The sequence below is a fragment of the Brevundimonas sp. genome, from assembly GCF_029946145.1.
Lineage (GTDB): Bacteria > Pseudomonadota > Alphaproteobacteria > Caulobacterales > Caulobacteraceae > Brevundimonas.
This window is the reverse complement of record NZ_JAQSDY010000021.1, coordinates 33,311-44,340: the sequence shown is the minus strand read 5'-3', so window position 1 is coordinate 44,340 and position 11,030 is coordinate 33,311. Positions and strand designations below refer to the sequence as shown.

Sequence of the window (11,030 nt, the reverse complement as noted above, 5' to 3'; positions counted from 1 at the left end):
GGGCCGTGATGGTCGGTCCCTCGGGACTTCGACCCCACGCGGCCTGACGACTTGGCTTGAGTCGACGCGCCGCATAGAAGGCGGGCATGAAACAATCCGTGAAGCTGGTTGCCGGCAATTGGAAGATGAACGGTCTGGGCGCGAGCCTGGACGAGGTGGAGGCGCTGCGCGCCGCGCTGGACAAGGAGCCCGCGGCCTGCCGCGTCGCCCTGTGCCCGCCCGCGACCCTGGTCGAACGGATGGCGCGGGCGGCGGCCGGGAGCACCATCGAGATCGGCGGGCAGGACTGCCGGGCCGAGACCCATGGCGCCTTCACCGGCGATGTCTCGGCGCCGATGCTGAAGGACGCCGGTGCAACCCTGGTGATCCTGGGCCACTCCGAACGCCGGCAGGGCCACGCCGAAAGCGACCTTCTGGTTTCGGCCAAGGTCGAGGCGGCGCTGACCGCGGGCCTGGAGCCCGTCGTCTGCGTCGGCGAAACCCTGGACCAGCGGGAGGCGGGCCGGGCCGTGGACGTGGTGCGGTCGCAGATCCTGGCCTCCCTGCCGCTGGCGCTGAGGGGGCGAGACTTCGCCGTCGCCTATGAGCCGGTCTGGGCGATCGGGACGGGCCTGACACCGACGCTGGACCAGATCGAGGAGGTTCACCGCGCCGTGCGGGCCGCGATGATCGAGCGGCTGGGCCTGGCGGTCGCCGCGACGCCGATCCTGTACGGCGGCTCGGTCAAGCCGGACAACGCGGCCGACATACTGGCTGTCCCGGAGGTCGGCGGCGCGCTGGTCGGCGGAGCGTCGCTGAAGGCCGCGGATTTCCTGGGCATCATCCGGGGCGCCTGAACCACCGGCCGTGTCGGGTCGGAGGTCCCGCAGGGCCGACGCCACGGCCCCGGGGAAAGCCTGTTTGCTCCCGTCCCGCATCAATGTTAGACGCCGCCGCTTGATCGGCGCGGTGTCGCGCCACACATATCGGCTGCCATGCTCCAGACCATTCTCCTCGTCGCCATGATCCTCATTTCGGTCGCGCTCGCCGGCGTGATCCTGATTCAGCGCTCCGAAGGCGGGGCTTTGGGCATGGGCGGAGGTCCGTCGGGCTTCATGACGGCGCGCGGCGCGGGCAATCTGCTGACCGTGACGACCTGGTGGCTGGCCGGCGCCTTCTTCGCCTGCGCCATCGGCCTGACCATCCTGGGCAATGTCGAGCGCTCGAACCGCTCGATCGTCGACGCTGACGCCATTGGCGAGCTGATCACGCCGACGACACCGCAGACCGCACCGACGCAGGTTCCGGCCGATCCGGCCCGGCCCGCTGCGCCTTCGCTGCAGGATCTGGAGTCCAGCCTGTCGGGAACGGCGTCCGCGCCGGCCCCGGCCCAGCCCGCACAGTAAGGATGAACGGGGACCTTATCCCCGCCTTCCGCTCCCGCCCTAAAAGTCTCCGCAAGTCGCTGCTCGAATCAGCGGTAGAGTGATCTCCCATGGCCCGTTACGTGTTCATCACCGGCGGCGTGGTTTCCTCATTGGGAAAAGGCCTCGCATCCGCCGCTCTCGGCGCGCTTCTGCAAGCGCGCGGCTACAAGGTTCGCCTTCGTAAGCTCGACCCCTACCTGAACGTCGATCCGGGCACGATGAGCCCGTATCAGCACGGCGAGGTCTTCGTCACCGACGACGGGGCCGAGACCGACCTCGACCTCGGCCACTATGAGCGCTTCACCGGGGTGTCGGCGGCGAAGTCGGACAACATCACCACCGGGCGGATCTATTCGACCATTCTCGAGAAGGAACGGCGCGGGGATTACCTCGGTGCCACGGTGCAGGTGATCCCGCACGTCACCGACCAGATCAAATCCTTCTGCCTGACGCCGGCCCTCACCGACGCGGGCGAGGACGTGGACTTCGTGCTGGTGGAGATCGGTGGCACGGTCGGCGACATCGAGGGCCTGCCGTTCTTCGAGGCCATCCGCCAGCTGGGCCAGGACCTGCCGCGCGGCCAGTCCTGCTTCGTGCACCTGACGCTGCTGCCGTACATCAAGACCGCAGGCGAGATGAAGACCAAGCCGACCCAGCACTCGGTCAAGGAGCTGCGCTCGATCGGCATCCAGCCCGACATCCTGCTTTGCCGCTGCGAATTCCCGATCCCGCCGGAGGAGAAGCGCAAGATCGGCCTGTTCTGCAACGTGCGCGAAAGCGGCGTCATCCAGGCGATGGATTCCAGCGACATCTACGCCGTGCCGCTCGACTATCACCGCGAGGGTCTGGACGCCGAGGTGCTGACCCATTTCGGCATGACCGACGCGCCGGCTCCGGACCTGTCGATGTGGGAAGAGATCGCTCGTCGGCGACTGCACCCCGACGGCGAGGTCACCGTTGCCGTGGTCGGCAAATACACGGTGCTGAAGGACGCCTACAAATCCCTGATCGAGGCGCTTCACCACGGCGGGGTTGCCAACAACGTCAAGGTCAACATCGACTGGGTCGAGGCCGAGACCTTCGAAGGCGACCGGGAAGCCTGTGACGCGCGCCTGCAGGCGGCGCACGCCATCCTGGTGCCCGGCGGTTTCGGCGAGCGCGGCTCGGAAGGCAAGATCGAGGCGGCCCGCTTCGCCCGCGAGCGCAAGATTCCCTATTTCGGCATCTGTTTCGGCATGCAGATGGCGGTCATCGAGGCGGCGCGGAACCTCGCCGGCTATCCCAAGGCGTCATCGACCGAATTCGGCCCGACGTCGGAGCCGGTCGTCGGTTTGATGACGGAATGGACCCAGGGCAATCAGCGGGTGTTGCGCCAGCAGGGCGGCGACATGGGCGGCACCATGCGGCTGGGCGCCTATGACTCGACGCTGAAGCCCGGCTCGAAGATCGCGCGGATGTACGGCTCGACGACCATCAGCGAACGGCATCGTCACCGCTATGAGGTCAACATCAACTATCGCGAGGCGATCGAGCAGAAGGGCGGCCTGCTGTTCGCCGGCCTTTCGCCCGACGGTGTCCTGCCCGAAACGGTCGAGCGCGAGGACCATCCGTGGTTCATCGGCGTGCAGTACCACCCCGAACTGAAGAGCCGGCCGTTCGCGCCCCACCCGTTGTTCGCGGGCTTTATCCAGGCGGCGGTGGTGCAGAGCCGTCTGGTTTAGGGACATCCAGCCCCTCGAACGAACGCCGATACCGGCATCGGACGCAGACTTCGGTCCCCGGCTGACTGCGGCTATCGACGAACATATGGCCCTTCAGGGCGCATTTGACTGACTCGAACACAGGACCTTCCCCCGTCCGTCCCCACAAAGAACAGTGTTCCTTTTTCTGTTGCAATGCAAGATTTTGGCGGTCGGTGGCGGTTTCAGGCTCCCGTGAACATGGTCCGGTCCGCCTTGATCGCCTCCAGAATCATCCCGGTCACCGCCCGGATCCGGGCCAGGGGCTTCAGGTCCGCATGGGTCACCAGCCAAAGGCTGCGATCCAGGTGCACGGCGTCCGGCAGCACCCGGCGTAGCCCGGCCTCACGCGCCGCGATGAAATCGGGCAGCACACAGAGGCCGGCCCCGGCCAGGGCCGCCTGCAACTGGGCGATCAGGTTCGAGCTCTGCAAGGCGACGTGAATGTCCACGTCGGGCGCCTGCATATAGTCCAGTTCCGGTGCGTAGAGCAGGTCGCCGATGTAGCCGATGAACCTGTGACCAGCCATGTCGGCGCGCGTCAGGATCGACGGACGAGCGTCCAGATAAGAAGGCGCGGCGTACAGGCTCAGGCCGTAGTCGGTCAGTTTGCGCGACACCAGCCGGCCCTCACGCGGCGCACTGAGCGTCACCGCGATGTCGGCCTCGCGCTTGGACAGGCTGAGTACGCCGGAGATGGCCACCAGCTGGATATCCAGCCCTGGATGCCGGTCGGCCAGCCGCGCCATCAACGGCGCCAGAACATAGCTGCCGAACCCTTCAGGCGCGCCGATCCGTACCGTGCCGCTCAGCGCCTGGTCTGCCTCGCCCAGTTCATGGGCGGCCCGAAGGGTCAGGCTCTCGATCTTCTCGGCGGTCGGCATCAGCCGCTCGCCGTGGGGCGTCAGGGCGTAGCCGTGCGGACTACGGTCGAACAACTGGGCTCCCAGGCCCGTTTCCAGCGCGGCGATGCGTCGGGCCACCGTGGTGTGATCCATGGCGACGCGCGCCGCCGCCGCGGTGAGCCGCCCTGTGCGGGCCACAGCCAGGAATGCCCGCAAGTCATTCCAGTTGAAATCGGCCATTCCACGCCCCTGTGCGAAAATGCACAACGATTACGCAAATACTGGCATCGTCAGAACAGAAAAGCCATGAGATACCGGCGCTATCGAACGCGACTTCGTTCAAGGGATCCCCATCATGGCATTCGACGCCGCCGCCTATACCTCCAGCTCGCTTGCTTCGGCCCTGCCGGTCTTGACGCTGATCGACACCGCCGGCGACCCCTGCCCTGAGTGGGCGGCCGAGAACCCCGATCACGCGCTCGCGTTGCTGTTCGTGACGCCGCGCGCCTGCGCCGCCGTTGACGTGCTCGTCTCGCTGTAAGCAAGGCTCCGCCATGACCACCTCATCGACGCCCATCCCATCCGCGCCCGATCCGATGGTCGTGGCCGAGACCTTGACCACCCTGATGCAGAACGCCGCGGCTGCGGTTCGCACGACGATGGTCCAGGCTGCGACGCCCCGGACGCTGCCCTACGACCCGACCACGCTGGCGAAGGCGATGATCGCCTTCAATACCTCGGTGATCATGCAGCCGGCCACGCTGTTCGAAGCCCAGGCGAAGAACTGGAACGACTGGACGGCACTGTGGCGGACCATGGGCCAACGGGCGATGGGCCAGGAGACGACGCCGATCGCGGCTCCGGCGAAGGGCGACCGTCGCTTCTCTGATCCGGCGTGGAGCGACGAGCCCGTCTATGACTATCTGAAGCAGGCCTATCTTCTGGCCGCGCGTCAGCTGCAGGAATTCGTCGCCACCGCGCCGGTGGACGAGGACACCCGAGCCCAGGTCGATTTCGCCAGCCGTCAGATGATGAATGCGCTGGCCCCAACCAATTTCGCCCAGACCAATCCGCAGGTCGCCCGTCGGATGGTCGAGAGTGGTGGTCTCAGCCTGATGACCGGCGTGTCGAACCTGCTGGAGGATATCGGCAAGGGGCAGGGGCTGGTCAGCCGCCGCGCGCCCAACGATTTCGAACTGGGCGTAAACGTCGCCGCCACCCCCGGCGCGGTGGTGTTCAGGAACGGCCTCATGGAGCTGATCCAGTACGCCCCGACGACCGCGCAGGTCTGTCGCCGTCCGCTGCTGTTCATCCCGCCCCTGGTCAACAAATACTACCTCTTCGACCTGACTCCCAAGGCCAGCTATCTGAAATGGCTGGTTGACCAGGGCCACACCGTCTTCGTCATCTCCTGGGCCAATCCGGACGAGAGCCACGCCGATAACGGACTGGACGCCTACATAAAGGATGGCGTGATCGCCGCCCTGGACGCCGTCAAGGCGGCGACCGGAGAGCCGGACGTCGATCTGGTTTCCTACTGTCTGGGCGGCACGCTGTCGGCGATGACCCTGGCGTATCTGGCCGCGACGGAGCAGGCGGACCGCGTGGCCTCGGCGACGCTGATTGCGACCCTGGTCGACTTCGGCGACATGGGCGAGTGGTCGGTGTTCACCGGTGAGAACGACCTGAAGGCCTTCAACCGCTATCTGGACGAGCGCGGCTATGTCGAGGCGCACGACCTCACCAAACTGTTCTCGACGGTGCGGGCCAATGACCTGATCTGGTCGTCGGTGGTGAACCACTACCTGCTGGGCGACGAGACGCGGGCCTCGGACCTGCTGTGGTGGTTCGACGACGGCTCGCGCATCCCGGCCCGGATGCTCAAGGAATACGGCTCCCACGTGCTGCGCGGAAACCAGCTCAAGGAAAAGGGCGGCGTTGTAATCGACGGCGTCGCGCTCGATCTCGGCGCGATCAGGACGCCCGTCATGATCGTGGCCCTGAAGGACGATCACGTCGCGGCCTGGAAGAATACCTACGCCGGCCGCAGCTTCTTCGGCGGCCCGACGCGTTTCCTGCTGGGCGGTTCGGGACACAACGCGGGCATGATCAATCCGCCCGCGGCCAACAAGCACGGCTACTGGACCAATGACGCGGCGCCGGACGAAGCTGACGCATGGCTGGCCGGCGCGGAGCAGAAGGCGGGATCGTGGTGGCCGGAATGGCAGGGCTGGCTGGACGCCGCCGCCGCTGATGAAAAGGTCAGGGCGCGCAAGGTCGGCTCGGGCAAGCTGAAGGCCGGAGAGCCCGCGCCGGGATCCTATGTCCGCGTTCGACACTGAGGGTCGTTTACGCCTCACGCGTGCAATCCAGTGAATTTGCTTTAACCCTTCGCTTTCGAGTCAGCGGCTTAGGCTCTGACCGTCTGTAGGGGTGGAGCATGGGTGACCGGCTATCGCGGCGGCAGCTGCAGTGTGTTCGACTGGCTGGGGAAGGCCTTTCCAACAAGGAGATCGCCCGGCGGCTGGGGGCGACGATCTCGCCGAACACCGTCAACAATCATCTTTCGAACGCGTACAAGCGGCTCGGGACGTCCGATCGCTACGAGGCCGTGCGCATTGTCTCCCGGGACTACCCGCTTTCCTCCTCGTTTGCTCCCGGTCCCCTTCCCACGGGCCCATCCCCGACGTTCCCTCGTTCGGCGCCGGACGAACAATCCGGCGTCCCAGGCGACCGCCCGGGCCCGTCCAGCTGGTTCCTTCCGCGTCCTGACAGGCGCATCATGGTCCGGTTGGTTCTGGTCCTGGCGTTCGCGATGGGCGCCGCGATCGTGTCGATCGGAATCGTGTCTGTGATGGCGGCGACTACACGCACCGCCGCCGAACAGGCGCCTCCCGGTGCGATCCGGACCTTGTCGGAACCAACGACCAGCCACGGAGCGGGGACGTGAAGAGAGCACAGTTAGGGGTGAGGATCGCCCGACAGATCCATACAACGGAGCACGCCGTCGATCGAGCGATGGTGGCCGCGAGCGAGCTGCTGCAGACGATGCTGGACGGGCGGCGCGACGCGGCGGTGGGGGCCGATGTCGGTCATGCCGAAATCACGGATGTGGTCGCCAGTCTGGCGCAGCTGAACGGTGCGCGGGGCCTCGTGGTTCGCAGTCACGGAGGCCTGGCGCGGGTGGCGGAGGATCTCGGAGTGTCATGGCGCCTCGGTGGACCGTACGAGGAGAAGATTCCGCCGCCCCCGATGGCGCTGGCCGCGAACGGCTGACGTGTTCGATGCGAGTTACAGCCTGGGTCAGCACGTCATCGGTCTGCTGAGTTTTGTGGCGATCGGTCTGTTGCTGGTGTTCGGGCGATTTGCCGAGCGCATCGCGGGGGCTGCCTTCCTCACGGACATGCTGGGCACGCCGCTCGTGGACCATCTGCACATGGGCGGCCTCCGGTATGGGGTGGCCATTCTGTCGGTAGGGGTCTTCGGAACCTTGATCGCGCTCAGTCTACGGGCCGATCGATGGTGGCTGATCGCCGCGACGGGAGTTCAACTGCTTTCAATGGGACTCTGGGTGGCCACCGTGTTCGGCGACCTGCAGGTCTGGGGCGCGGTCACGGTGCGTATCGTGATCTGGACGCAACTGATGCTTCTCGCCCTCTTCGGGGTCTGGGAGGCCCGCGCGGCCCCCTATGCCCGGTCTTCAACATCAGCCGGACCCCGGGTCTGGCCAGGAGCTATATCATGACGACCAAGCGCGCCTTTGGAGAGGCGATCACGCTGTGGGAGGCCACGCGCCAGACAGCCACTGACGATGAATTCGCGACACTGGAGAACGCCGAGCGCGTGATCCTCGCCCATAGGCCGACGTCCCTCGCCGACGCGGCCACCATGCTTGAAGTGGTGATGGAGCAGAGGGGCGACGGCCGCAGCGACGGGCTGGATTTGCGGGCCATCGAGCGGATTGTCTCGTTGCTGCGCAATGGCGGGACGGATGGCGTGCGTTCCGTTGAGGCCTCCGGCTCGGTCCTCGGTTTTGGGACGAGTCGAGCCTGAAGCGGCGCCTCGGCCAGGTGCGTCGCGCGCCCTCCATCTCCCGGGTCGGGGCGGCGAAACAGGTGGCCCGAAGTTCGTCCGCTGCCGCGCACAGCATTTTCGACGAAGGAACCTGAGCGGTATGGAGTCGTTTTCGCCATCGGTTTCTGGAGGAGATGCGTCATGCCGACCTATGTCTTTCAACTGCACGATGGCCCTTCCGAGCGGCCTTCGGAGGAGACGGTCGAGGCGACGGATCTCGATCAGGCGCGCGACCTGGCCGAGATGCGTTTGTTGCTCAGCAACCAGTTCACCCATGTCGAAGTGCTTCAGGACGGCGAACAGCGACTGAGATTGAAACGCGACGGTCGCCGGTAGCGGCAGGTGGTCCGCAAGCCGGAATCATCCGGCCGGATTGCGGATTTTTCACGGCGCGCTTGCAACGCCCCGGCTTTCAGGCGTCTTGACCCCACGCATGGCCAGTCGCCCCACCACAGTCAGGAAGACCCTGTCCGAGGCCAATCTGGCCGCGCTCGGCGCCGATCGCCTCGCCGCCTTGCTGATCGAGGTCGCGGACGGCGCCCTGAAACGGCGGCTGCGGATGGAACTGGCGGCCGAGGTCGGGGCGCCCGACCTCGCGCTCGAACTGGACAAGCGTCTGACCACTCTCGCCGCCAGCGGGGCCCGGGTGTCCTGGCGCAAGCGGCCCGAACTGCTCGCGGACCTCCAGATGCTGCGCCGCATGATCGTCGGGCGGCTCGGCCCGATGGATGCGAAACTGGCGCTCGACAGGCTGGTGGTCTGGTTCGACCTCTATCCATCGCTGGCGGCGCGGGTGAAGGACCCCAAGGGCGAGCTCACCCTGGTTTTCGATTCCGCATCGACCGATCTGGCGGCTCTGGCCTCGTCGGCGGGGCCAGACGTCGCGGGCCCCGTTCTGGCGGAGGCCCTGTCCACGCGGCTGTCGGAATGGGCGTCCTGGGTCGGCCGCGGCGCGGCCGCCCTCAGTCCGGTCCTGGCGAGACGTTTGTTGTCCGATCTGACGACAGCGCGCGCCCGCCCGACCGGTCGCCTGGCCCTGGTTGTGCGCAAGCTGGCGGACAGGGCAGGCGATATCGACGCCTGGATCCTCGCCATTCCCGACGACGATCGCCGAAAGCCCGAGGTCGCCGCCGAGATCGCCAGACGCCTCGCGCAGGCCGGTCGCGCGGGAGAGGCGCGCGCTGCGCTGGAGGTCTCGCGGACCGAGCCTCCAGCGGCGAGCCGATGGGGCAGGGGCAAGGTCGCCGAAGCCCCGGCCCTCCCGGACAACTGGCATTCGGCCGAGATCGCCGTCCTCGAGGCGGAGGGGCACGTCGCCCTCGCCGAAGAGGCTCGCTGGAGTCTGTTCGAACGGACGCTTTCGGAAGACACGCTGAGGACCCTGCTGGCGGCGTTGCCTGACTTCGAGGACGTCATCGCTCTGGATCGGGCCTTCGCCATCGCCGGCGCCTTCGTGGATCCCATGAAGGGGCTGGCGTTCCTGATGAACTGGCCGGCCCACCGCGAGGCGGCCGAGATGGTGCTGGCTCGACGCGACGAAATTCGCGGATCTGTCGATGACGCGCCCTTGTGGGCCGCACGACTCGCCGGCCGTTATCCGGACGCCGCCCTGTTGCTGACAAGAGCCCGGGCGCGAGCCCTGGTCCGGTTCGGCGACGGCATGACGGAAGAGGTCGAGAGCCTGGTTGGCGAGGCGGAAGTCCTGTTCGCCAGCGCGGGCGTCGCAGAACTCGAGACGCACGCCGTGTTTGTCGAGGGACTGAAGGCGCTGGCGGCGCCGAGGCGACCCGTCTGGCGTTGAAAATGTCATCGGGTGAAGGCGATCATCACCGTCATCGGCCTGTCGTCGGCTACCATCGGTAAACCTCGGCAAACATCGTCATCCGCCTGCTTGGCAAGCCGGGCCGCTCCGCGACTGTGTACGCATCAAGGCACGCGAGGCTCGACGATGCACAGTATGGACAGGCGCCCCTCATCGTATGACCGGGGATTGCTGACCGCCATTCAGATCCCTCCGGTTCAGAACGGGTCCATGGCTCACGCCCGCAAATGCGTGGTCCTGCTGGAAATGGAGGCGGGGGTTCGCCGCGACTTCGCGGTAACGGCGCTTCAGAGCGGCGGAGCTACCGTCATAGCGACTGTGGCGGGACAGCCGCTCGACAACCTGGACGCCGTTTTCGCAAGCCACGTCGTTGTCCTTGACGGCCTGGCCTCCACCTACGACAGCCTGGATATCTGCAGGCGATTGGCCGAGCTCAGGGGACCGCCTGTCATCCTGATGGCGGGATCGGACCACGAAGCCGAGCGGATTGTCGGACTGGAATACGGGGCGGACGATTGCGTGCCGTCATCGGCCAGCGCCCGCGAGCTTCTGGCTCGCGTTTTCGCCCTCGTCCGCCGCGGCGCCGTGCGTGCTTCGGGCGAGGCGGCGTCGGGCGCGGATGCGGCGTCCCGCCTGACCTTCGCGGGCTGGTCCTTCTGCCTTCCGTCCGGGGAGCTGAAAGGTCCCACCGGCAGGGTGGGATTCCTCTCGCGTACCGATCATGCCGTCCTTGCGGCCTTCGTCGAGCGTCCTCGCCAGATCCTGTCGGCCGACCAACTGGCCGAAATCATCGACGGCGAACCGTTGACCGAGGTCGCCAAGGTGGACTGGAGAGTGCGGATTTCCCGACTGCGGCGAAGGCTTGATCGTCTGGATGGTGGGGGCGGCCTGATCCAGACGGTCCATGGAAAGGGCTACGTCTTCGTCGCCGACTGCATGTGCGACCCGGGCTGACCAACCGGATGTGCGCAATGAGTATGTCTTCCGTATCACACCAATTGTTTATGCTGTAAATACGAATTTCTTGAAAGCATAAAATCGCCGGACGCCTACTCTCTCACAGGTTTGGAGTGTTGAACGAGTTCAATTTAACTCAACTCATCGTTCCTTTATCTACTAAAACTGCTTATGAGAGGGCGGGTAA

The 11,030-nt window shown here is 66.2% G+C and carries 13 protein-coding genes; 12 read left to right on the top strand and 1 reads right to left on the bottom strand.

The window, feature by feature from the left end; all coding sequences use genetic code 11:
* Positions 1 to 86: 86 nt before the first annotated feature.
* The 3 genes from tpiA (at position 87) to PSV23_RS08750 (ending at position 3,127) form a co-directional block, all read left to right on the top strand.
* Positions 87 to 836 (top strand): triose-phosphate isomerase, encoded by a 750-nt coding sequence (tpiA, locus tag PSV23_RS08760; protein WP_300467951.1) that lies wholly within the window; start codon positions 87 to 89, stop codon positions 834 to 836.
* Positions 837 to 974: 138 nt separating this feature from the next.
* Positions 975 to 1,385: a preprotein translocase subunit SecG gene (secG, locus tag PSV23_RS08755; RefSeq protein ID WP_300467949.1), complete on the top strand. Its 411-nt coding sequence runs from the start codon at positions 975 to 977 to the stop codon at positions 1,383 to 1,385.
* A gap of 89 nt (positions 1,386 to 1,474) precedes the next feature.
* Positions 1,475 to 3,127 carry a CTP synthase gene (locus PSV23_RS08750; RefSeq protein WP_300467947.1) on the top strand — a complete coding sequence of 551 codons (1,653 nt, stop codon included), beginning with the start codon at positions 1,475 to 1,477 and terminating at the stop codon, positions 3,125 to 3,127.
* Between the two features lie 203 nt (positions 3,128 to 3,330).
* Here the strand turns inward: PSV23_RS08750 and PSV23_RS08745 are convergent, their stop codons facing one another.
* On the bottom strand, positions 3,331 to 4,230 hold the full coding sequence (locus tag PSV23_RS08745) for a LysR family transcriptional regulator (protein ID WP_300467945.1): 900 nt from the start codon (positions 4,228 to 4,230) through the stop codon (positions 3,331 to 3,333).
* A 115-nt stretch (positions 4,231 to 4,345) separates the two neighbouring features.
* Between PSV23_RS08745 and PSV23_RS08740 the strand changes: the two genes are divergently transcribed.
* The 9 genes from PSV23_RS08740 to PSV23_RS08700 all read left to right on the top strand — a co-directional run bounded on the left by PSV23_RS08740 (position 4,346) and on the right by PSV23_RS08700 (position 10,840).
* On the top strand, positions 4,346 to 4,531 hold the full coding sequence (locus PSV23_RS08740; RefSeq protein WP_300467943.1) for a hypothetical protein: 186 nt from the start codon (positions 4,346 to 4,348) through the stop codon (positions 4,529 to 4,531).
* Positions 4,532 to 4,544: 13 nt separating this feature from the next.
* Positions 4,545 to 6,332 carry a class I poly(R)-hydroxyalkanoic acid synthase gene (locus PSV23_RS08735; RefSeq protein ID WP_300467942.1) on the top strand — a complete coding sequence of 596 codons (1,788 nt, stop codon included), beginning with the start codon at positions 4,545 to 4,547 and terminating at the stop codon, positions 6,330 to 6,332.
* A gap of 98 nt (positions 6,333 to 6,430) precedes the next feature.
* Positions 6,431 to 6,940, top strand: a complete 510-nt coding sequence (locus PSV23_RS08730) for a helix-turn-helix transcriptional regulator (RefSeq protein WP_300467940.1) — start codon at positions 6,431 to 6,433, stop codon at positions 6,938 to 6,940.
* A 68-nt stretch (positions 6,941 to 7,008) separates the two neighbouring features.
* Positions 7,009 to 7,266 (top strand): hypothetical protein, encoded by a 258-nt coding sequence (locus PSV23_RS08725; RefSeq protein ID WP_300467938.1) that lies wholly within the window; start codon positions 7,009 to 7,011, stop codon positions 7,264 to 7,266.
* Position 7,267: 1 nt separating this feature from the next.
* Positions 7,268 to 7,735 (top strand): hypothetical protein, encoded by a 468-nt coding sequence (locus PSV23_RS08720; RefSeq protein WP_300467936.1) that lies wholly within the window; start codon positions 7,268 to 7,270, stop codon positions 7,733 to 7,735.
* Complete coding sequence (locus PSV23_RS08715; RefSeq protein WP_300467934.1) at positions 7,732 to 8,043, top strand: hypothetical protein; 312 nt, start codon at positions 7,732 to 7,734, stop codon at positions 8,041 to 8,043. Before PSV23_RS08720 ends, PSV23_RS08715 begins: the two co-directional genes overlap by 4 nt.
* Before the next feature lie 162 nt (positions 8,044 to 8,205).
* Positions 8,206 to 8,400, top strand: a complete 195-nt coding sequence (locus PSV23_RS08710) for a hypothetical protein (protein WP_300467932.1) — start codon at positions 8,206 to 8,208, stop codon at positions 8,398 to 8,400.
* 97 nt (positions 8,401 to 8,497) lie between these two features.
* Positions 8,498 to 9,865, top strand: coding sequence for a DUF6880 family protein (locus PSV23_RS08705; protein WP_300467930.1), 1,368 nt, complete (start codon positions 8,498 to 8,500; stop codon positions 9,863 to 9,865).
* A 231-nt stretch (positions 9,866 to 10,096) separates the two neighbouring features.
* Positions 10,097 to 10,840, top strand: a complete 744-nt coding sequence (locus tag PSV23_RS08700) for a winged helix-turn-helix domain-containing protein (RefSeq protein WP_300467928.1) — start codon at positions 10,097 to 10,099, stop codon at positions 10,838 to 10,840.
* Positions 10,841 to 11,030 lie beyond the last annotated feature (190 nt).